Raw genomic sequence first — 22,318 nt, forward strand, 5'->3', positions numbered from 1 at the left:
AATGAATGAAGAAGAAGTTTTTAAAAAAGTTGCGGCAATGCTCGCAGAACGTTTCGATGTTGATGTGACGACAATTACTCGAGAAACTAACTTTCAAACTGATCTCAGCGCCGACTCGATTGATATGGTGGAATTTGAATTAGAACTAGAAGATGATTTTGGCGAAGAAATTCCCGATGAGGAAGCTACTAAGATCGAAACTGTTGGCGCCGTAGTCAAATATATAACCGACCACCAGGCTTAAAATTTAATCTCGCACGAGATAAGAAGAATAGTTGAAGGGGAAATTAGTGATTAATTCGGAGTTAATGAGCCTTTTAAAAGAAAAGTATGGGATTGTGTTTCGCGACTGGAGTCTCTTGCAGGCTGCTTTGACCCATTCTTCTTATGCCAATGAACATCGTGAACTACATGTTCCTGACTATGAACGATTGGAGTTTTTAGGTGACGCGGTCTTAGAATTAAATGTTTCGCAATATATTTATAAGAAGTTTCCCCAATTATCAGAAGGTCAACTGACTAAATTACGAGCTGATATTGTCTGTACAGCTAGTTTTTCCAAGTTTTGTCAAGAAGTAGGTCTACCAGATTTTATTAATCTTGGTAATGGGGAAGAAAAAGCCGGGGCTCGTCAAAGAGACACCTTACTAGAAGATGTCTTTGAAGCCTTTAACGGTGCTTTGTATTTAGATCAGGGTAATCAAGCTGTCCAACAATTCTTGCAGCAAACGGTTTATCATCATATTGATAGTGGTGAGTTTAGTGATGAAAATGATTTTAAAACCGAATTGCAAGAAGAATTGCAGCGCAATGGGGATGTAAATATTGATTACCAAGTTCTCCTAGCGGAAGATTCTGATCAAGGAACCAAATTTAGGATTCAATTATTGATTAATGAAAAAGAGTTAACAATTGGAACCGGGCATAGCAAGAAAAGTGCAGAACAACGTGCTGCCCAAAAGTATTTACAATATTTGCATAAAAAGTAGAGGAATTATTGTTGACGCTAGTGGCTTTGCAAATTAATGGTTTTAAATCGTTTGGTGAAAAAACCAAATTTCACTTTGAACCGGGGATTACTGGGATTATTGGACCGAATGGGAGTGGAAAGAGTAACGTAATTGATGCAATTCGTTGGGTAATGGGGGAACAGTCGGCTAAAAATCTCCGGGGAGAAAAAATGCAAGATATTATTTTCGCCGGTAGTAGTAGTAAGGCGGCTGTCAACCGAGCAGAGGTTTTACTTCAGTTTGATAATCATGATCGCCGAATCGCCTTGAACCGAGACCAGGTTGAAGTGCGGCGGCGGCTTTTTCGTAATGGCACTAGCGAATTTTTGATTAATAATCAAAAGGTTCGGCTTAAAGATGTCACAGATTTGTTTTTGGATTCCGGCTTAGGACGGCATTCCTTAGCGATTATTTCTCAGGGACAAGTTGAAGCAATCTTTAATAGTAACCCTGTCGAAAGACGATCGATTATTGAAGAGCCTGCGGGTGTGGCGCATTTTAGATTGCGTAAGCAAGAAGCTCAACAGCAGTTGGAACAAACGGATGCTAACTTATACCGCGTGGCTGATATTACCCAGGAATTGGCTCGTCAGGTGGAACCTTTAAAGCAGCAGGCTAGTTTAGCAAGGGATTATCAAACCCAAAAAAAACAATTTGCTGAATTGGAACAAAATATTTTGGCAGTTGAAATTCAGAATTTGGCTCAGCAAAAGGAAGATTTAGCGCAAAAGAATCAGCGGCTAACTCGGCAAAAGCAGGCTGTTCAAGAACGAGTTCAGGCTGATCAAACGGCAGTTACAGAGAACCGAACTCAAAGTCAGCAATTAACGAGTGCGATTGATACTCAGCAGGAACAACTGACCAATCTTAGTCGTCAATTGGAAGTTCTCAAAGGTCAACAGGCATTGGCTATTGAACGTTCCGATTTTAATAGCAACAACCAGCAGCAATTGCGAGTTCGTTGTGAGAAACTACAACAGCAAGCTCAAAAAACCCGGCAAACTCGGCAACAACAAGCCGCTCAAATTACAGCGACTAGCGAACAGTTAGCCAAGTTAGAACTTGACTTAAAGCAAATTCAGGCTGATTTCACCAATGACCCTGAACAGATTGCGACTAAAATCAAAACACTGCAAGCGACGTATATTGAACTGGTTCAACAGCAGACCTCCCAAAAGAATCAACAGGAGTATTTAACTGTTCAATTAGATCATGAACAAAAGTCAGCTCAACAGTTGCAAGAAAAAGTTCAGCTTCAAGAAGAGCGAGTCCGAGTCCAAGCAGACCAAGTCCAAACTTTGCAAAAACAAGGTTTGGTGCAGCAAAAAGAAGTTCAACAGGCGCAAACTGAACATCAACAGCAAGTAACTAAAACTCAACGAAATTCCCAGCAAGTTCAAAGTTATCAGAGAGAATACTATGGTCAACTGCAAAAGTTACAGCAATTACAGGCCAATCAACGTTCTTTACAACAGGTGATTGAGCAGCACCAAGGCTTTTATCAGGGAGTTCGGGCGATCCTTTCCGCGCCTCAATTGCGTGGAATTGTGGGAGTTTTAGCTGATTTAATTCAAGTCCCCGAGCGTTACCAAGTGGCTTTGCAAAGTGCGGCTGGAGCCCAGCTACAGTCAATAGTGACGGTCGATCAAACTGCTGCTCGCCAGGCAATTACCTTTTTGCGGCAACATAAGGCCGGTCGGGCTACTTTCTTACCTCGATCGGTTATTAAATCGCGGCGACTAAATGAATCTGAATTGCGTAATTTAAAAGCACAGGACTATTTTCTAGGTCTAGCAAGCGACTTAATTCAAGCTCCCTCTGAATTACAGGCAATTGTGGAACATATTTTCGGTCGTTTACTAGTAGTTCAGGATATGAAGGCCGCGGTTGTTGCTAGTAATCTCAGTCAGCAACGTTTTCGAATTGTGACTCTCCAAGGAGATTTGATCAATCCTGGAGGAGCGATGACTGGGGGGCAAGTTAAGACCAAAGGAGCCTTACTTAGCCAACATAGTCAGCTTGACCACTTGACAGAGAGCTTACAAGTTGCCCAAAAACAATTAGTGGCGGTTAAAAAACAATGGCAAGAAGCTCAAAGTAAACAAGAACAGTTACAAAGACAAACTGAACTAGCGCAACAAAGCTTACAAAAAGCAATTCAAGAACAGCAGGAACGTTCGGGTCAGTTTAAGTTTCAACAGCAAGAGTTGCAGACTTTGCAAAAACAGGCTGAAGAATTACAAGCAGCGGTACAAGCTAATAAAAACAAGCAACAGCAATTAGAACAACAGGCCCAACAAAGCTCAGAGCAACAGACCCACCTGCAACAAAAGATCACGCAAAATCAAGCGCAATTAAAGCAGCAGCAGGCTTTGTTGACCGATTTTGATGAACAAGAGCGTCTTTATCAACGACAAGTGCAGCATTATCAAACCCAGATTACTTTGACAAAAAAAGAACTTCAAAATGAACAAAAGTTGGCCCAATATTCGCAAACTGAACTGGAACAACAAGAAGAACAAGTCCGACAATTGATGCAACAGCTGCAACAATTGAATTCTGATCATAATCAGTTGGCCACGTCGCATCAAGATGTGCAAAAACAGATTACGGAGTTACAAGGGCAAGTAACCAGGCTCAGGGAAAAACTGCAAGAACAACAACAAGATCGGCAAGAATTATTGAATCAAGCTTCAGCTTTAGCACAACATTTACAACAAGCATTGGCGCAACAAGCTCAAGCAGGCGAAGAACAAGAAACGGTCGCCATTGAATTAGCTACTCAACAAAGCCAGTTAAGTCATAAAGTAAATCAGCTGGAACAAAATTATCATTTAAGTTATGAAGCTGCCCTGCAACAAGTTCCCCAGCAAGATTGGTCTTTAGAGAAGGCTCAAAGCCAAGTGAAATTATTGAAATTGGGCTTGGATGATTTAGGTCCAGTAAACTTGGCGGCAATTGAGGACTATGAACAAGTCAAAGAACGTTATGACTTTTTACAGCAACAACAAGAAGATCTCTTAACGGCACGCAAACAATTAACGGGAACAATTCACGAGATGGATCAAGAGGTTAGTCGCCGTTTTCAAGCCATGTTTGAACAAGTAGCAGCAGCTTTTGCAAAAATCTTTCCCCAGATGTTTGGTGGAGGAAAAGCCCGTTTGATTTTGACGGATGAACATGACTTATTAAATAGCGGGATTGAAATTATTGCTCAGCCACCAGGGAAGAAATTCCGTCAGTTAAGTTTACTTTCGGGCGGAGAACGGGCCTTGACTGCAATCACGTTATTATTTGCAATTTTGAAAGTCCAGCCAGTGCCCTTTTGTGTTCTTGATGAAGCTGAGGCATCTTTAGATGATGCGAATGTCGAACGTTTTGCTAACTATCTGCGGCATTACGATGACCAAACGCAATTTATCATTATTACCCATCGAAAGGGAACAATGATGCATGTCAAAAGACTGTACGGAATTACGATGCAAGATTACGGAGTATCAAAGGTTGTGACAACTCAACTGAATCTTGCAGAAAATGAGGTGTCTTAATGGGATTATTTGATATTTTTAAAAAGAAAACGCCAAAAACAGATGTTGAAGAAAAAAAAGATACCGCTCCTGTAGCCCCTGCAACCGAGGAATCTGTTCCTGAAAGTTCTCCGGAAGCAAATGTTGAGGAGAAGACTGATGCAGCACCCGTAGCGTCTGCGACCGAGGATTCTGTTTCTGAAGGTTCGGTAGAAGTAACTCCAGAAGTAAAAGTCGAGGGTTCGCAAGCGGCTGTTTCTGAGACCGAAACCGCAGCCGTAGTGTCGCCAAAGATAGAAAAAGAAACCGCGAAGCCCGCAGCGGGAACCGACTTAACTGCAACGGAAAATTCTGCGGAAATCGAAGAAAATTCCGATATTTCAGAGAAAAAACAGCCGGCAGTCGAAGCAACAGTACTAGATGATGCGGCTGAATATGATGCTGGTTTAAAGAAGACCCGACATAGCTTCCGGGAGAAGCTCAATGGCTTTTTAGCTAACTTTCGGAGTGTAGATGAAGATTTCTTTGAAGATTTAGAAGATCTTTTGATTCAAGCTGATGTTGGCTATAATATGGCTTTGAAAATTTCGGATGCCTTGCGCGAAGAAGTTAAGTTACAAAATGCCAAGTCGAAGGCCGATGTTGCCCAAGTAATTGTCCAAAAAATGGCGGAAATTTATACAACTGAAAATCCAATCACGAAACAACAGTTGAATGATTTAGATCCGCAAAACTTAAACGTGATTTTATTTGTTGGCGTAAATGGTGCTGGAAAGACCACCACGATTGGTAAATTAGCAGCGCGATATCAGGCTGCTGGGAAAAAAGTTCTTTTAGCTGCCGCCGATACTTTTCGAGCTGGAGCAATTGAGCAATTACAGGCTTGGGGAAGTAAAATCGGTGTAGAAACAGTTGCTAAACCCGCTGGCAGTGATCCGGCTGCGGTAGTTTATGAGGCTTTACAGATTGCTCAAGAAGATTACGATTTACTCTTAGTGGATACGGCTGGTCGTCTGCAAAATAATACCAACTTGATGAAAGAATTGGAAAAGATTAAGCGAATTATTACCCGCCAGGTAGCGACAGCCCCACAAGAAGTCTTACTAGTTATCGATGCGACTACTGGCCAAAATGGTCTTGTCCAAGCAAAGCAATTTCAAAAGGCAACCCAAGTAACGGGAATTGTTTTATCGAAATTGGATGGCTCTTCGCAGGGAGGAATCGTTCTCGCAATTAATGAAGAACTTCATATTCCCGTTAAATTAGTCGGCCTGGGTGAAAAAGTAACCGATTTGCGGGACTTTGATCCTCAACAATATGCTACTGGACTCTTTAGTGAACTTTTACAGACGGAGTAAGCGATGAGTGATGATATTTTGAAAGCGACGCGGGTCAATTTATTAGCCGATTTTTATCAATCCTTGTTGACAAAGACGCAAGCCGAATATCTCCAATTATATTATGGAGATGATTATTCCTTAGGTGAAATTGCTGAATTGCACCATGTTAGTCGCCAGGCAGTGTATGATAATTTAAAAAGAACCGTAACTAGTTTAGAAAATTACGAAGAACGTCTCCATCTCTATCGTGATTTTCAAGTCCGCGGTCGATTAGTGACGCAGCTTCAACAAATAGTTCAAACAAAATATGCGCATGATTCTGAGTTGACAACGATTATTCAAAAATTAGCGCAGTGTGAATAGGGGAGATATCATGGCCTTTGAAGGATTAAGTGAACGCCTGCAAAAAACATTTTCAAAATTACGTGGTAAAGGTAAGGTTACTGAAGCTGACGTTCGGGAAATGATGCGTGAGGTTCGATTGGCCTTGCTGGAAGCCGATGTTAACTTTGACGTAACCAAGACCTTTATTAAAACCGTCCGTGAACGAGCTGTTGGGAGTGAAGTTCTTGAAAGCTTAACTCCTGCTCAACAAGTAATCAAAATTGTTAATGAAGAATTAACTAAAGTGATGGGGACAACGGCCGTTGCCTTAAATAACGCTCCTAAAATTCCGACAATCATTATGATGGTTGGTCTTCAAGGGGCCGGAAAAACGACTTCGGCGGGAAAATTAGTCCATTATTTACAAACTGAACAAAAGGCCCGACCTTTGTTAATTGCGGCCGATGTTTATCGGCCCGCAGCGATTGAGCAGTTACAGACTATTGGTCAACAACTGCAAGTCCCGGTTTACGATGAAGGAACCCAAGTTGATCCGGTAACGATTGTCGAACATGGTTTAACGCAAGCTCGAGAACAAAAAAATGACTATGTCTTGATTGATACAGCTGGACGTTTGGAAATTGACACGCAGTTAATGGACGAACTTCGTCGAATAAAAGACTTGGCTCAACCCAATGAAATCTTGTTAGTCGTTGATTCCATGACGGGGCAGGCAGCTACCCACGTCGCAGAAGGATTTAATGAGCAACTGGATATTACTGGGGTAATCTTAACCAAATTGGATGGTGATACCCGTGGTGGAGCCGCCTTGTCAATTCGCGCGGTTACCGGGAAGCCGATTAAATTTATTGGTTCTGGGGAAAAGTTAGCGGCTCTAGAGGTCTTCCATCCAGATCGGATGGCTAACCGGATTTTGGGCATGGGCGATATGATGACCCTGATCGAAAAAGCTGAAAAAGATTATGACGCGCAACAGGCCGAAACCTTAACGCGTAAGATGCAAGAGAATAGTTTTGATTTCAATGATTTTGTCGATCAACTCCAACAAGTCCAAAAGATGGGACCAATGGATGAAATCATGAAGATGATTCCCGGTATGGCGAATAATCCAGCTTTAAAAAATGCCCAAATGGATCCCCAAGATTTGGAGCACCTGAAAGCAATCGTTTATTCCATGACTCTGCAAGAGCGGCAAGAGCCAGATTTATTGAACCCTTCCCGTCGCCGGAGAATTGCTGCCGGTGCTGGGCGTCCGATTGTCGAAGTTAATCGGATGATTAAGCAATTTAAGCAAATGCAAACAATGATGCAAAAGATGTCCAAGGGTAACCTTAATGGGATGGAACAAATGATGGGCAACGGAATTTCTGGAAAATTGGGAAAGATGGCGATGGGCTCTATGGTTCGCCGAACGAAAAAACGCAAGAAAAAGCGCTTGAAGAAAGTAAAAAGATTTAAATCTTAACCGTGTAAAGAAAAAACACTTTACACAGTTTTCGAAATTCAGTATAATAACGTTTATTAAGAATTGATTTTGGAGGAATTTATTTATGGCTGTTAAGATTAGAATGCGTCGGATGGGTAGCAAGAAGCGCCCTTTTTACCGAATCGTAGTTGCTGATTCTCGCTCTCCACGTGATGGACGTTTTATCCAAGAAATTGGTTATTACAACCCATTACGAAGTGAACAAATTAAGATTGATGCTGAAGCTGCTTTGGATTGGTTAAGCAAGGGTGCTCAACCATCAGACACTGTTCGCAATCTCATGCAAAAACAGGGAATTATGAAGCAATTTCATGAAGCTAAATTGGCTAAGAAAGCTAAGTAGTCATTATTCATGGAAAGAGATATTCCTAATTTACTGCAAACGATTGTTAAGCCACTTGTTCAAGATACGGATCAGGTGCGTGTTGAGGTTAAGACTAGTCCCGATTGTCTCACCTACGATTTGTATCTAAGTGTGGCGGATGCGGGGCGAATTATCGGGAAGCAAGGTCGAGTGGCCCAGGCAATTCGGACGATTATTTATTCGCAGAATCGAGATAATCAATCTCGAATTAAGCTAAATATCATTCCCCAAGCAGAAGCCTAATTTAATAATCAATAAAATAGAACTGTAGTTTTAGTGTTTGCTGAACATAAGAATTACGAAGTTACGCTTTAAAGCTAAACAGTTCTAGCTAATTTATGGATAGGTGAATGAAAATTTTGGTTTTCATTCACCTATTTTTTTAGTTAGTTAACCGTTTGGCAAATTTTAGCAATGGTTAACTTTGTTAAGTATAAGGATGTTTACAAGTTATGAAACAAGAAAATTATTTACGTGTGGGGCGAATTATTAATACACATGGTTTAAAGGGCGAATTGAAGATTCAGGTAATTACTGATTCTCCTCAAGAACGTTTTGCCCCCCAAACGCGATTATATTTACATCAACCACAAGGTTCGACTTATTTACCTGTCGAGGTCCAAAAAGCGCGGCCACAGTTGAAATTTTGGCTAGTTCAGTTAAATCAAATCACCGATTTGACAACGGCTGAAAAGTACAAGAATTGGGAATTAATGATTGTTCAAGCTGATTTACCGCCTTTATCAGAAAAACAATACTATTATCATCAGATTTTAGGGATTACCGTTTACGACCAAAAACGAGGCTATCTAGGAAAGGTGCAAGATATTATGGCCTTAGGTCCGAATGATGTTTGGGTAGTTCAAGATCAAGTGGGTTCAGAAATTTTGATTCCGATTTTACCGACTGTTTTGTTGCAGGTTGATGTCCAAGAACAAACCGCACAAGTCGCCCTACCAGCGGGGTTGATCGATGAAGATTGATATTCTAACCTTGTTTCCTAAAATGTTTGCTCCACTAGATGAATCTCTCTTGGGAAAGGCGCAAGCTAAGCAACTTTTGAAAATTAATCTCTGTGATTTTCGTCAATATTCCGATGATAAGCATCATCATGTTGATGATACGCCTTATGGTGGGGGAGCAGGGATGCTCTTACAACCCCAGCCAATTTATCGAGCTTTAGATGCCATCAATGCTCAAGATGGGGAGCCTAAAAGAGTCATCCTCTTAGATCCAGCAGGAAGAAAGTTCGATCAGGAAGTGGCCCAAGAGTTAGCGCAAGAAGAACACTTAGTCTTTATTTGTGGTCACTATGAAGGCTTTGATCACCGGATTGAGGCTTTGGCAACGGATAAATTATCAATTGGTGATTTTGTTCTTACCGGTGGAGAAATGGCGGCCATGATGATGATTGATGCTACCGCGCGCTTTATTCCAGGAATATTAGGGAACGGAACTTCTGCCTACACGGATTCTTTTGCGCAAGGCTTATTAGAGTATCCCCAATATACAAGGCCCGTAGAATATCGGGGGCAAACTGTTCCAGAGATTTTACGAAGTGGAAATCATCCTAAAATTGCTCAATGGCGCCACGAACAGGCGCTTCGCAAAACTTATTTTGCACGTCCTGATCTCTTAGAACAGGTTGATTTAACCTCGGCTGATCAAGAATTCTTAGAACGGTTGGCCAAGGAAAAAGAAGCTGAAACAGAACTTTAAGTAAATTTGAGCTCCAAGATTTTTAAAGTTGGATTGATAAATAAAGGTAGAGCCAATGACTAGACATCGAAAAATATTGATTTTTTTACTCGGAACCTTGAGTGCCTTTGGACCACTGTCGATGGATATGTATTTACCGGCACTCCCCGCTTTGCAAGCTGACCTCCATACTAGTCAAGCAGGAGCCCAGTTATCAATTACGGCCTGCCTTTTGGGGCTAGCTTTAGGCCAAATTTTTATTGGACCTTTAAGTGATCATTTTGGCCGGCGAAAACCTCTACTGGTGGGTGTTTTTATCTATGCTCTGACTTCTGGAGTGATGATTTTGGTACCCCGAATCGAAATTTTAATTACTTTGCGTTTTATTCAAGGTTTAGGTGGTTCCGCTGGTCAAGTTCTTGCGCGGTCGATTGCACGTGACCAATTCTCGGGAGCAAAATTGTCCCGTTTCATTGGGGTCTTGATGGCGATTAATGGCTTGTTTCCAATTATTGCCCCTATTTTAGGAGGAGTAATTATTCACTTTACTCCCTGGCAGGGGGTTTTTGCCTTTCTGGGACTCCTCGGCTTGGTCTTATTCTTGGGGATCTGCTATCTACTGCCAGAAAGTCTCCCTTTACAACGGCGGCAAGCTAATCTAAAGCAAGCTTTTCGTGATCTGGGAAGTCTGGCGGGCGATCGTCAATTTATGAATTATGTCTTAACTCAAGGATTTATTTTAGGCGGTCTATTCATTTATATTGCTGGTTCAACCTTCATTTTTCAGGGGATCTATCATTTTTCACCCCAAGCATTTAGTTTACTCTATGCTTTTAATGGGCTGGGAATTGTTTTAGGCAGTAATTTAGTTGGCCAGTTGGTAAATAAAATTTCTGAAGAAGTGCTTTTGCGCAGAACTTTGATTGCTGGTTTAGGAGTAGCCGGATTGACCTTCGGATTGATGCTAGTGCAACCCCAAGCCTATATTCTAATTAGCGGTCTTTTCTTAATGATGTTGGTAATTGGAATCGTCAATACCGCGGCGACAGCACAAGCGATGAATTTAAAGGGTCAACAAGCCGGAGGAGCCTCGGCTTTAATCGGTTTGGTTACCAATATTATCGGCGGCTTGGCCACTCCTTTAGTGGGGGGCTTTAACAGCCACTCTCCGCTGCCGATGATTGGGCTAATTCTAGGAGCTTGGTTAATAGGAATTGGAATTTATTTTCTTCTTCCAAAGAATAGTCTATCTTAAAGTCAGCAGCCTAAAGTTTCTTTTTGAAAAAAATAATAAGCAATTGTGAGAATTTGGAGATTGTGTTATCATCTAACTTGTATGTTAAAAATTCAACGATATTCCGCTGTAATATTTCGATTTACATGAGTATCAGTCTAAAGGAGGGGCTCTTATGCAAAGCCCATTAATTGATGCAGTTACTAAGTCACAATTGCGTGATGATATTCCTGATTTCCGTGCTGGAGACACCGTTCGTATTCATGCGAAAGTTGTTGAAGGTAGTCGGGAACGGATTCAGTTGTTCGAAGGTGTTGTAATCAAGCGCCGGGGAACCGGAATTAGTGCCACTTATACTGTTCGTAAGATTAGTAGTGGTGTTGGTGTGGAAAGAACTTTCCCATTACATTCACCTCGTGTTTCTCAAATTGAAGTTATTCGTCATGGTCGTGTTCGTCGGGCTAAGTTGTACTACTTACGTTCATTACGTGGTAAGGCAGCTCGGATTCCAGAAAAGCGCCGTTAAGAATTTTCAATTAAGTCTAATTTTTCAAAGACTACTAAAAACCCTTGCTGATCAGCAAGGGTTTTTCTGTGGGGTAAATTATTTTCTCTGATTCCAATGATTATCATCAGAAAAATTTTCCAGGTTAAATTAAATATTAAGAGGTTGAAGCACGAACAATTAATTTTACCGGTTCGATATTTTTGTGAACTTGATCGATGCGATTGATTAGCGAAGCCACTGCTAAATCAGCAATTTTTTGTGTATCTTGGCGAACAGAAGAAAGTTTAGGGTAACAGTGTCTGGCTATTGAACTATCATCAAAACCGATTACTTTAATATCTGATGGAATGGATTTTTTTAAAGTAGGTAAAGTTTCTAGTAGATCGAGTGCAATGTTGTCGTTAATCGCGAAGATAGTCTATATCTGGATGAAGGGAAAGAGCTTGTTTTAATAACTCAACAAGGGTGTTTCTTGAGGATTAAAGATAAGTTCATTTTTTTGTTATCAAAAATAAGGTTATTTTTTCGTAGAGCATCCTTAAATCCTTTTTTTCGTTCTTTAGAAGAAGTTGATTCTCTATCATAGTGAATAATTAGGGGAAATTTTACTCCTGAGTTAAAGAGTTCTTCCGTTGCTTCAAAGGCTTCCTGATGATGATTGGAAGAAATAAATACGGTATCAGAATGTTGAATAGGTTCTCGATCAATGCAAATGTAGTGAATAGTTGGATTTAAATTCACTTTTTTGGAATCACCGAGCCTTCGATTTACGGTGTCACTTTAAAATATAAAAAAAATTTGTAATTGCTACAATCTCGGTCGCAATTATTGGAATCTCCGGTGCTAGTGCCTCAGCTTCGGTGATTCCAAGTATCTTAACTTTACCGGTCTTTGTTGGCCAAGGATTTGTTCTTTTTGTAATAGGAATTTTTATAACCTATGTTCTTTCAGCTGTTCTCACGTTTTTGTTTGACTATCAAGATACAGATGATAATTAATTGATAATTTTAAAATCTCTAAAAAGAGCCATTAGGATCTATTGGATTCCACCTATATTAAAGTCGTACACCGTTTGCTAAAAAGTACAGATTCAATACTAATTATTTGGTAAAATGATGTAAATCATAATGTACGTTATAATCTGTTTAGAGGTGATCGAAATGGAAAATTATTCCCCCACAAAAGCACGTCAAAACTTTTACCAAATTTTGAAAGATATTAATGAGCAAAAAAACCAGTTACTATCACACCAGCTAATGGCGATGAGAATCAGACAGCAATCATTATTTCTAAAAAAGATTGGGATTCAATTGCTGAAACACTATGTCTAGAAAATAACGGCACATTGGCTAGAGTTCATGAACGTGAAAATGATAAAAGTGGCTTTACTAATGTTGATGAACTTGATTGGGATAATCTATGAGTAGTTATCAAGTTGAGATTAAAAATTCTGCCAAAAGCGATCTGAAAAAGCTAAAAAATAAAATCCAAAAAATTAATTTTTAAAAACAGTCATTGCTCTTAAAGAAGATTCCTATCAACCAACGCAGTCATTTGAAAAGTTATAGCCAATTAGTCGAGGATTATATTCAAGACGATTAAATGCACAACATCGAGTAGTTTATCGTGTAGATGAGATATCAAAAAAAGTCTATGTTTATGCAGCATGGAGTCATTATGAATAGGTCAAAGAACAAGCAATCCGGCCGCCTAATATGGCGGTATTTTTTGGGATTAATTTCAATAATCTATTGATATTTTATACTACGCATAACATTATCTAAATATAGAGAGGAGGTGAGAAGTTTAAACAGACAGCGAAAGAAAAAACTCACTAGTAAAGAGATAACCTTAGAAATTGCAGAATGAACTGCAATAGTTGCTTGGGCATATCCAGCTGACTACCAGACAAAATGTTTACTCAAGCTAATCTTTCACAAGTGAGTTTTAGACATAAGCAAGACAAAAAGCCTTGCTTATTGCTGTATGTTCAATGCTATCATGAAAAAATCTAATCACCAACTTACTAAATATCTTTTACTAATTTTACTAGCAATCATAGTTGGTATAATTCTTAGAATAATTTTACGGAGGATTTAGTATGACAAATAAACAAACTGAAGCCAACAAGCGCTGGCAGGAGAAGAACAAAGCACGAGCAAAATATCTTTCAGATAGATCACGGGCTCGCAGTTTTATAAAAAAAGCAGCAACCCTAGAAGATCTAAGCGAGTTTAGTGGCTTGATAAAGAAAAGATCAATAGAGTTTAAAAATAGCTAAAAGATTAGATTTTTTGATTTAATTTCCGTATCTATTGGCAAGTACCACGTTATAAGGTGTTAGGTTAATTTTAGAGAGATGGTGAGTAAACACAACCATCAAAAAAAACTGACAAGAAAGAAACAACTAACCGACTATTACTAATCGCAGTAATGATTAATTTAGTAGCAACTTTATAAGCAGTCTTAAATAATAATTTTCAAAGGGCACTGCCTCTGTTTGTGTATACTCATTATAATATGAAAAAAGACTAGTAATACTTAGATATTTTAGCGTTAAGTATTGCAACATTGATATTGAGCATTATAAATTTATTTAATTAGGGGAAAATTTTATGTCAACTTTACAAAAGTATCTTGAATTGAATCAGATTACCAGATATCAGATTAGCAAAAAAACGGGGATAACTCAGTCAAGTTTGCAGTCTACGGTCGAAAGCCCCCGAGGTCTAGCGGGCGTCACAGTCAAGACACTAACTGCCATCGCTACTGCCCTAGAAAAAACTCCTGGGCAAGTTTTAGATGAGTTGATAGAACTGGATTCAGAGCAAATCGAAACACAAAAATAGTCCCTTGTAATGACTCCCAAAGGTTGGACCTTTTCGGAGTCATCACAATAGGAGGGATTTTTCTTGGAACAAAAAATTTTACAGGTCGAGGGAGTTACGAAAAATTATGGTTCACATTCAATTTTGAAAAAAGTAACTTTTGCGATGACTAGTGGGCAGATCGTAGGTTTAGTTGGCGCAAATGGGGCGGGAAAAACCACTTTGATGAAGGCCATTTTGGGACTTATTCATTGTACGGGGACTATTAAAGTTGCGGGCACTCCAGTTTGTCAACAGAACCATCGAGCCCTTAAGAGGGTAGGAGCATTGATTGAGCAACCGAGTCTAACTGGACGTGAGCAATTGCAGATGTTTGCCAGTGGTCCTCATCGTAAACAACGAGTTTCCAGAATTATTTATCAGTTACATTTAGAAAACTATATCGATCAAAAAAGTAAAGGCTATTCTTTGGGAATGAAACAAAAGTTGGGCTTAGCCTTGGCTTTAGTTAATCAACCGCAATTAGTAATTCTAGATGAACCGCTTCCTTCTAATCAATTATTTCAAAGCTTACTGGACCAGCAAATTAAAATTTTAGATATTCATCAAATTCGAGGAGATCTGGAGACATCCCTATTAGATCTTCTTCAGGTCCAGGGAAAGTAAAGGAGGTCAGACATGTTTCTTTTGGTTAAACAAGAACTATATAAATTATTGAAACGTCCAAGTCAACGATTATTCTTCTTAACCTTACTTATTTTCTAAACAGAAATTGCGCTTTATACGCGCTATAATCCCCAAAGTTTAAATCCTCGAGGTGCTTTAGAAAATAATTTTTACGCTTCAACCTTGCTTGACTTATATTTAATTGCTCTAGGCAGTACGATAATTGTTCAAGAAATACAGACGGGGATCTTGAAGGCCTTGTTATATCGTCAGCATTCTTATACTCAGGTTTTAATTAGTAAGTGGTTAACCCTATTTATTAGTTGTTTGAGATGATATCTTGTTAGTGGGGAAATTAGCTTTGGTTTGAAGACTTTCTTTCTACCACGACGATTATCTCTGATTTTGCAAAGGAATTCTGGACCAAGTTTAGACCATATTTGGCTGAGAGATTTATTGAGTAATTTCTTGGTTGTACTTTTAATTATTAGCTTTATTCTTTGTTTAACAACCGGGTTTAAAAGTCCCACTTTAGCCTTAACAACAGGATTGTTTACTTATTTAGTGGGAACAGTTTTTGGAGAAATGATGTATAAGCCAAACATCTTTGGTTCAAGTGGGAACCTTTGAATATGCCTAATTTGGGAGCGCAATTAGTTAACCCCCACTTATCTAAACTAACTCGGCTGGATTTAACTGCTATAAGTATCTGTTATTTAATCTATCTGGAGTTGTTTCTATTGTTAGGTTCGCTGGTCTTTCGGCGAAGAAATATTTAAAATAGAGTCTAATTTAGATTGCCGAAATTTAGCATTTTTTCAAAAAAATACAATTGACAGATAATATCGTGGGTGCTAATATAAAAACGGTTGCAATGTGATTGCTACGGGCAAGCAGGTGCAATGAGATTAATAGTATTTTTTTAAATAAGGTGTTATCAAGTAATTGAGCATGACTTATTCACAATAATCTGTGGGTAAGTCTTTTTATTTTTGATTCAGAAAAGTGGTGATTGATTGAAAATTAAACGAGTTTTAAATAGCAACGCAGCGATTTCGACCAATCACGCTGGAGCAGAAGTCTTGTTGTTAGGCCCGGGAATTACTTTCGGTAAAAAACGGAATCAAGAAGTTAATTTAGATAAGGTAGAAAAAACTTTCTTGTTGAAAAATCCGGCTACGATGAATAAATTCACAGATTTAATGTTGGATGTTCCTCTCGAACAAGTCGAAGTTGCCGAAAGAATTATTAATTACGCGAAGATGAAGCTCGGCAAACAATTGGATGAAATTATTTATGTCAATTTAACGGATCACTTACATCTTGCCGTAGAGCGCCAGCAAGAAGGGATTAATTTGCATAATCCATTGAAGTGGGATATTGCTCGCTTTTATCCGGAAGAATTTGCTGTCGGTCAAAAAGCTTTGACCGTCATTCAAGAACAATTGAGAGTGCAATTAGTTGAGGATGAGGTGGCTTTTATTGCTCTTCATTTTGTCAATGCAGAAGCTAGCTCCCCAGCCGAACAAAATTTAGCTTTAGAAGTCACAACGATTATCAAAGAAGTCGAAGATTTAGTCAAAAATTATTTCCATACGGAGTTTGATGAGCAATCATTAAATTACTATCGCTTTATTACCCACCTCAAGTTTTTTGCGCAACGAATTCTGTTACACAAACACTACGATGATGATGAAGACGAGACTCTTTTGACCATCTTACAGGAACGCTATGCTCAAGCATATGCCTGTGCTTTACAAATCCAAACTTTGGTTCAACAAAAGTACCATTTCGCAATTAATCGTTCAGAATTATTATATTTAACTGTTCATATTAATCGCTTAGTTAAAAATTTATAGGGTGTTAGCATAAAAAAAGTGCGCATGACCTAGTTCTTCTATTTGCAAGAAGAGCTGGGTCTTTTTTAATCTTCAAGTAAGGAGTTTAAAGAATGAAAATTCAAGAATCGGTCCAACAAATTTATGATGCTGTGGGGCAAGCAGCTAATGTTAAAAGTTTGACGCATTGTGTTACGCGGCTTCGCTTTCAACTAAAAGATGAAAGTATTGTAGACGATGAGCAGGTTAAGGCAATTCCGGGAGTTTTAGGAGTCAATCATCAAAATGGTCAATATCAAGTAATTATTGGTAATGCCGTTTCCGATTATTATACGGCCTTAAGTAAATTATGGGATTTTTCCGAGGAAAAGAGGATTGACAATTCAACGCAGACTAAGGAAAAAAAGAAAATTTTTGATCGTTTTGCTGATTTTATCAGTGCCTGCATGTCCCCGTTAATTCCCGCCTTAATTGGTGGGGGGATGATCAAAGTGATCATCATTGTTTTAACAACCATGGGTTGGTTAAGTACTAAAACAACTACTTATAGCTTGTTGAGCGCCTTTGGGGATGCCCCCTTTTACTTTTTACCAGTTGAATTAGCTTTTACGGCTGCTAAATACTTTAAGGTTAATCCGATGTTAGCAGTGACAGTTGCGGGAATCATGTTGCACCCTAACTATACGGCTTTAGTCCAAGCAGCTAAACCTGCTAGTTTAATGGGGTTACCCGTGACTTTAGCTACTTACAGTAGTTCGGTAATCCCGATTTTAATGGTTGTTTGGGCCATGAAGTACGTTGAATTGGGCTTGGATAAAGTTTGTCCAGTCAGTCTCAAAAGTATCATAAAGCCTCTTCTGGAAATTTTTATCGTGGGGGTCTTGGCTTTAGTAGTGATTGGACCTTTGGGTAGTTATGCTGGAAACTTCTTATCTTGGTTAGTTTTATTGATCCAAAGTAAAGCCAGTTGGTTGACGATGGCTTTGATGGCCGCCTTAATGCCTTTAATTGTGATGACCGGAATGCACTGGGCCTTTGCACCGTTATTTTTAACAGCTAGTATTGCGCATCCAGATTCTTTAATCTTACCGGCTATGTTAATAGCTAATGTAGCTCAAGGGGCTGCTAGTTTAGCAGTAGCTGTTAAAGCCAAAAATAAAGAAACTAAACAAGTAGCCACTGCTGCCGGAATCTCAGCCCTCTTAGCGGGGGTAACTGAACCTGCTCTATATGGGGTTACCTTAAAGTATCGGCGTCCGCTCTATGCCGCCATGGTTAGTGGAGGAATAGCTGGTTTGGTCATGGGAATCTTTAATGTCCGGGCCTTTGCTTTTGCTTCACCATCGCTCTTAGCTTTACCCCAATTTATCAATCATACAATTCCGCAAAACTTTATTTCAGCACTTATTGCGGCTGCTTTAGCGCTAGTTTTGACTTTTATCGTAACTTTAGCTTTTGGCTTTACTGAGCCGAAGGCGCTGGATTCGATTACTGATCAAGCAACTGTTAAACAAACACCTGCTAGTGGTTCACAAGTAACTCAGAAAGTTTACAGCCCCGTGGCTGGTCTGGTCAGTCCTTTAAATAAAGTCGCTGATGCGACTTTTGCGGAAGGAATTTTAGGGTTGGGAATTGCTATTCAACCACAAGATTCGAAGATTTATGCACCCTTTAACGGTCAAGTAACGACGATTCTCCCAACCAAGCATGCGGTAGGATTGACGAGTGATACAGGAATTGAGCTGTTAATTCACGTAGGGTTAAATACCGTTGAGTTACAAGGCAAGCCCTATAAGACAAATGTTCAAGTCGGTGATTATTTCCAAACGGGAGATTTACTTCTCGAGGCTGATTTATCAGCCATTAAAGCTGCTGGTTATGATCCAATAACTATTGTAGTTGTGACTAATACCCCGGACTTCATTGATATCGTGCCAACAACTGCTGAAAGCGTTATAATTAAAGATGTAGCCTTGTATGTAATTTAAAGTCTCTAACGAGCTAGAAAGGAATTATTAATGATCCCAACTAAATTTCCTGACAATTTTCTTTGGGGTGGTGCGACCGCCGCTAACCAATTGGAAGGTGCTTATCAAACTGCTGGGAAGGGCCTATCCATTGCTGATGCTTTACCTGGAGGTCAAGACCGGTTTAAAATTGTCAATCAACCAGATTTTAACTGGCAAATTGATTCAAACAAGTATTCATATCCGAATCATCGAGGGATTGATCACTATCACCATTTCAAGGAAGATATTGCTTTATTTGCGGAGATGGGTTTTAAGTGTTACCGTTTCTCGATTGCTTGGTCGCGAATCTTTCCACAAGGTGATGAAACTAGTCCGAATGAAAAAGGACTTCAATTCTATGATCAGGTGATTGCGGAATGCTTGAGATATCAAATTGAACCGGTAATTACTCTGAGTCACTATGAAATGCCTTTAAATTTGGTTACCAAATATGGTGGTTGGAAAAACCGACAGTTGATTGAATTTTTTGATCGTTACGCTCGAGTTGTGCTGCAGCGTTATGCCCCGCAAGTTAAGTATTGGATGACTTTCAATGAAATCAATTCTGCTTTGAATATTCCCGTAATGGGGCAGGGACTAGTGGCTGCTCAGGGAGCCGATGCGATGGTTAATCGTTATCAAGCTTGGCACAATCAATTTGTGGCCGGCGCGCAAGCAGTAGCTTATGCTCATCAACAGCGGCGAGATTTAATGATCGGCTGCATGTTACTTTATGCAACAACTTATGCTTATGATGCCAATCCAGTTAACCAGTTAGCAGCTTTGAAAGAAAATCAGGCGATGAATCAATTTTGTGGAGATGTCCAAGTCCGGGGACACTATCCTAGTTATACGCGTTCCTTGATGCAAAGTTATGGGGTTAATTATGATGATCTAGAAATTACCGCGACAGATTTGCAGACTTTAGCTGCTAATCCAGTTGACTACATTGGTTTTTCCTATTATATGTCTAGTGCGATTAATGTTACTGATCCAGATTTAGCAAAAGTCAACGGGAATTTGGTTCACGGAGTCGCCAATCCTTTCCTAGAAGCAAGTGCTTGGGGATGGCAGATTGATCCCATGGGTCTACGGATTGCCTTGAATGAATTAAATGATCGCTATGAAAAACCAGTCTTTGTCGTCGAAAATGGTCTGGGAGCCGTTGATCATCCTGATGCGCAACATCTTGTTCAAGATGATTATCGCATTAAATATCTTCGTTCCCATATCGAAGCTTTGCGTGGAGCAATTAGTGATGGCGTCAATTTAATGGGTTACACTCCTTGGGGTTGCATTGATTTGGTCAGTGCCTCCACGGGGCAAATGTCTAAACGTTACGGCTTTATCTATGTTGATTTAGATGACCAAGGGCAAGGTAGTGGTAGACGTTATAAAAAGGCTTCCTTTGATTGGTATCAAAGAGTTATTGCCAGCAATGGAGCAGAGATTTAAAATTTTTCCTAAATAAACATTTCGAGATTTCCTTTAATTAATCCGGGAAATGCGAAGTGTTTTTTTCTTATAAAAATACAGAATTGACAAACCCAGATAGCTTTTTTATGAAGGCAGAAAAAGCCAGAATCAAGATATGTTATCGCTATCTTATTAAATGATGCTAAATTAGAGAACACTAATTTATGAGTTGAATTCAAAAAATATTCCTAGAAATTATTGTCAGAGATTCTTATCTAGTGGTATAATGTTTGTTATTAGATTTAATTTGCTTTTTTTAATGTTATAAATTTGAGTGTTGAAAAACCATTTAAATCTAAATTAATTTAAATATTTTAGGGAGTGAAAACAATGTCAATGATCGAATTCCATGATGTTCAGAAATATTATGGTCAGTTTCACGCTTTGACGGATATTAATCTGGAGATCGATAAGGGTGAGACCGTCGTCTTAATCGGACCTTCAGGTTCTGGTAAAAGTACCTTAGTGCGCACGGTGAACGGATTGGAGTCGATTCAGGAAGGACAGTTGATTGTTAATAATCATGACTTATCTGATCCAAAGACAAACCTCAATGTTTTGCGACGGGATGTGGGGATGGTCTTTCAACATTTTAATTTATACGCGAATAAAAGTGTTTTGGAAAATATTATGTTAGCTCCTCGAATTGTTAGTCATGTTCCCGAAGCGGAAAATCGCGAACGGGCGATGAAGCTTTTAACGATGGTTGGCTTAGAAAGCAAGGCAGATAATATGCCTTCGCAGATTTCTGGTGGGCAAAAGCAACGGGTAGCGATTGCGCGTTCCTTGGCCATGCGGCCAAAATTACTCTTGTTCGATGAACCAACTTCAGCACTTGATCCGGAAATGATTGATGATGTTTTGCAAGTTATTAAAACGATTACTTCCGATAGCGATATGACCTCTTTAATTGTGACTCACGAAATGGGCTTTGCTAAAGAAGTTGCTAACCGGGTAATTTTTATGGATAATGGCCAAATCGTGGAAGATGATTCCAGTCAGAGTTTCTTTGAGCATCCGCAAACGGAACGGGCCCAACAATTTTTGAGTAAGATTATTACGCACTAAGGAGCGAGCGGTATGAAGAAGAAACTATGGTTGTTGCCGTTACTATTATGTAGTTTAGTTGTCTTTAGCGGCTGTGGACAAAGTCTTTCCCAACAGTCGGCGTTAACCAATGCTCGGTCCTCCAAGACTTTAACTTGGGGTGTTAAGGGGGATGTGCGGCTATTTGGTCTGACTGATGTCCGCGATGGTCAACAAAAGGGGTTTGATGTTGATGTTGCTAAAGCTGTTACTAAACGGGTTTTGGGAAAAGATGCGCATGCCGATTTTCTAACTGTGACCTCCCAATCGCGGATCCCACTCTTAAAGAACGGAAATATTGATGCAATTATCGCCACCCTCACGATTACTGATGATCGAAAAAAGATCGTTGATTTTTCCAAAACTTATTTCAAAGCTGGTCAATCTCTTTTAGTTCCGAAAAATTCTCCGATTCAAAATGCTAAACAATTGAATGGTCATACGGTGATCGGGGTTGTCGGGGCTAATTCGGTCCAAAATATTAAGAAAGTGGCTCCCAAAGCCCATATTTTAGAACTCCAAGATTATGCCCAAGCCATGAATGCCCTCAAGTCAGGTCAAGGAGATGCGATGACCACGGATAACGGAATTTTATACGGCTTAGCTGTCCAAAATCCGGGCTTTGAAGTTCGCGGGGGTACCTTTACCTATGAGCCTTATGGAATCGCTGTTAATCAAGGTCAAAAGGGTCTGCAAGCAGCGATTAATCAGGCAATAGACGAAATGAAGGCGGATGGAGAATACAATCGCCTCATCAAAAAATGGTTTAGTAAGGTACCCGGATTTAATTATAAGGAGTTGTATCAATAATGCTGAAAATTTTTACGGATTATGGCTCGCAACTCCTGGTTGGTTTCGGCTGGACCTTGTTGTCGAGTGTTTTGGCGTTGATCGCCAGTTTAA

At 39.6% G+C, this 22,318-nt stretch carries 22 protein-coding genes and 1 pseudogene; 21 read left to right on the forward strand and 2 right to left on the reverse strand.

Features of this window, described 5'->3' with window-relative positions:
• Position 1 precedes the first annotated feature (1 nt).
• From acpP to rplS, 12 genes are all read left to right on the forward strand, one after another.
• Positions 2-244: an acyl carrier protein gene (acpP, locus tag HU830_RS07420; RefSeq protein WP_176943133.1), complete on the forward strand. Its 243-nt coding sequence runs from the start codon at positions 2-4 to the stop codon at positions 242-244.
• Positions 245-290: 46 nt separating this feature from the next.
• Entirely contained in the window at positions 291-989 is a 699-nt protein-coding gene (rnc, locus tag HU830_RS07425) for a ribonuclease III (protein ID WP_324196347.1), read from the forward strand.
• 11 nt (positions 990-1,000) lie between these two features.
• Positions 1,001-4,558 carry a chromosome segregation protein SMC gene (gene smc / locus HU830_RS07430; protein WP_176943134.1) on the forward strand — a complete coding sequence of 1,186 codons (3,558 nt, stop codon included), beginning with the start codon at positions 1,001-1,003 and terminating at the stop codon, positions 4,556-4,558.
• Positions 4,558-5,895, forward strand: a complete 1,338-nt coding sequence (gene ftsY, locus HU830_RS07435; RefSeq protein ID WP_176943135.1) for a signal recognition particle-docking protein FtsY — start codon at positions 4,558-4,560, stop codon at positions 5,893-5,895. The genes smc and ftsY overlap by 1 nt, the downstream gene beginning before the upstream one ends.
• Before the next feature lie 3 nt (positions 5,896-5,898).
• Positions 5,899-6,240, forward strand: a complete 342-nt coding sequence (locus HU830_RS07440; protein ID WP_176943136.1) for a putative DNA-binding protein — start codon at positions 5,899-5,901, stop codon at positions 6,238-6,240.
• Between the two features lie 10 nt (positions 6,241-6,250).
• On the forward strand, positions 6,251-7,687 hold the full coding sequence (gene ffh, locus HU830_RS07445; protein WP_176943137.1) for a signal recognition particle protein: 1,437 nt from the start codon (positions 6,251-6,253) through the stop codon (positions 7,685-7,687).
• 85 nt (positions 7,688-7,772) lie between these two features.
• Positions 7,773-8,051 carry a 30S ribosomal protein S16 gene (rpsP, locus tag HU830_RS07450; protein ID WP_176943138.1) on the forward strand — a complete coding sequence of 93 codons (279 nt, stop codon included), beginning with the start codon at positions 7,773-7,775 and terminating at the stop codon, positions 8,049-8,051.
• A gap of 9 nt (positions 8,052-8,060) precedes the next feature.
• Positions 8,061-8,315, forward strand: a complete 255-nt coding sequence (locus tag HU830_RS07455; protein ID WP_176943139.1) for a KH domain-containing protein — start codon at positions 8,061-8,063, stop codon at positions 8,313-8,315.
• Positions 8,316-8,524: 209 nt separating this feature from the next.
• On the forward strand, positions 8,525-9,055 hold the full coding sequence (gene rimM, locus HU830_RS07460) for a ribosome maturation factor RimM (RefSeq protein ID WP_176943140.1): 531 nt from the start codon (positions 8,525-8,527) through the stop codon (positions 9,053-9,055).
• The gene (gene trmD / locus HU830_RS07465; protein ID WP_176943141.1) at positions 9,045-9,791 is read left to right on the forward strand and encodes a tRNA (guanosine(37)-N1)-methyltransferase TrmD; all 747 of its coding nucleotides are present in this window, start codon (positions 9,045-9,047) and stop codon (positions 9,789-9,791) included. Before rimM ends, trmD begins: the two co-directional genes overlap by 11 nt.
• A gap of 55 nt (positions 9,792-9,846) precedes the next feature.
• Positions 9,847-11,025 (forward strand): multidrug effflux MFS transporter, encoded by a 1,179-nt coding sequence (locus HU830_RS07470; protein ID WP_176943142.1) that lies wholly within the window; start codon positions 9,847-9,849, stop codon positions 11,023-11,025.
• 154 nt (positions 11,026-11,179) lie between these two features.
• Complete coding sequence (gene rplS / locus HU830_RS07475) at positions 11,180-11,530, forward strand: 50S ribosomal protein L19 (RefSeq protein WP_176943143.1); 351 nt, start codon at positions 11,180-11,182, stop codon at positions 11,528-11,530.
• 136 nt (positions 11,531-11,666) lie between these two features.
• Here the strand turns inward: rplS and HU830_RS09225 are convergent, their stop codons facing one another.
• Both HU830_RS09225 and HU830_RS07485 read right to left on the reverse strand, forming a co-directional pair.
• The gene (locus HU830_RS09225; protein ID WP_176943167.1) at positions 11,667-11,927 is read right to left on the reverse strand and encodes a substrate-binding domain-containing protein; all 261 of its coding nucleotides are present in this window, start codon (positions 11,925-11,927) and stop codon (positions 11,667-11,669) included.
• Positions 11,928-11,968: 41 nt separating this feature from the next.
• Entirely contained in the window at positions 11,969-12,253 is a 285-nt protein-coding gene (locus HU830_RS07485) for a type 1 periplasmic-binding domain-containing protein (protein ID WP_176943144.1), read from the reverse strand.
• A 678-nt stretch (positions 12,254-12,931) separates the two neighbouring features.
• Between HU830_RS07485 and HU830_RS09105 the strand changes: the two are divergent.
• From HU830_RS09105 to HU830_RS07530, 9 genes and pseudogenes are all read left to right on the forward strand, one after another.
• Positions 12,932-13,197, forward strand: a pseudogene (locus HU830_RS09105) (Txe/YoeB family addiction module toxin).
• Between the two features lie 416 nt (positions 13,198-13,613).
• Entirely contained in the window at positions 13,614-13,793 is a 180-nt protein-coding gene (locus HU830_RS07495; RefSeq protein WP_176943145.1) for a hypothetical protein, read from the forward strand.
• A 334-nt stretch (positions 13,794-14,127) separates the two neighbouring features.
• On the forward strand, positions 14,128-14,361 hold the full coding sequence (locus tag HU830_RS07500; protein ID WP_176943146.1) for a helix-turn-helix domain-containing protein: 234 nt from the start codon (positions 14,128-14,130) through the stop codon (positions 14,359-14,361).
• A 63-nt stretch (positions 14,362-14,424) separates the two neighbouring features.
• Positions 14,425-15,006, forward strand: a complete 582-nt coding sequence (locus tag HU830_RS07505) for an ATP-binding cassette domain-containing protein (RefSeq protein ID WP_176943147.1) — start codon at positions 14,425-14,427, stop codon at positions 15,004-15,006.
• Positions 15,007-16,022: 1,016 nt separating this feature from the next.
• Positions 16,023-16,865 carry a BglG family transcription antiterminator LicT gene (licT, locus tag HU830_RS07510; protein ID WP_176943148.1) on the forward strand — a complete coding sequence of 281 codons (843 nt, stop codon included), beginning with the start codon at positions 16,023-16,025 and terminating at the stop codon, positions 16,863-16,865.
• 92 nt (positions 16,866-16,957) lie between these two features.
• Positions 16,958-18,832, forward strand: coding sequence for a beta-glucoside-specific PTS transporter subunit IIABC (locus tag HU830_RS07515; RefSeq protein ID WP_176943149.1), 1,875 nt, complete (start codon positions 16,958-16,960; stop codon positions 18,830-18,832).
• Between the two features lie 30 nt (positions 18,833-18,862).
• Positions 18,863-20,308, forward strand: a complete 1,446-nt coding sequence (locus HU830_RS07520; RefSeq protein ID WP_176943150.1) for a glycoside hydrolase family 1 protein — start codon at positions 18,863-18,865, stop codon at positions 20,306-20,308.
• A gap of 351 nt (positions 20,309-20,659) precedes the next feature.
• On the forward strand, positions 20,660-21,397 hold the full coding sequence (locus HU830_RS07525) for an amino acid ABC transporter ATP-binding protein (RefSeq protein ID WP_324196345.1): 738 nt from the start codon (positions 20,660-20,662) through the stop codon (positions 21,395-21,397).
• A 12-nt stretch (positions 21,398-21,409) separates the two neighbouring features.
• The gene (locus HU830_RS07530) at positions 21,410-22,225 is read left to right on the forward strand and encodes a glutamate ABC transporter substrate-binding protein (protein WP_176943151.1); all 816 of its coding nucleotides are present in this window, start codon (positions 21,410-21,412) and stop codon (positions 22,223-22,225) included.
• Positions 22,226-22,318 lie beyond the last annotated feature (93 nt).

Origin of the sequence: Bombilactobacillus apium, from assembly GCF_013385145.1 — a bacterium.
Lineage (GTDB): Bacteria > Bacillota > Bacilli > Lactobacillales > Lactobacillaceae > Bombilactobacillus > Bombilactobacillus apium.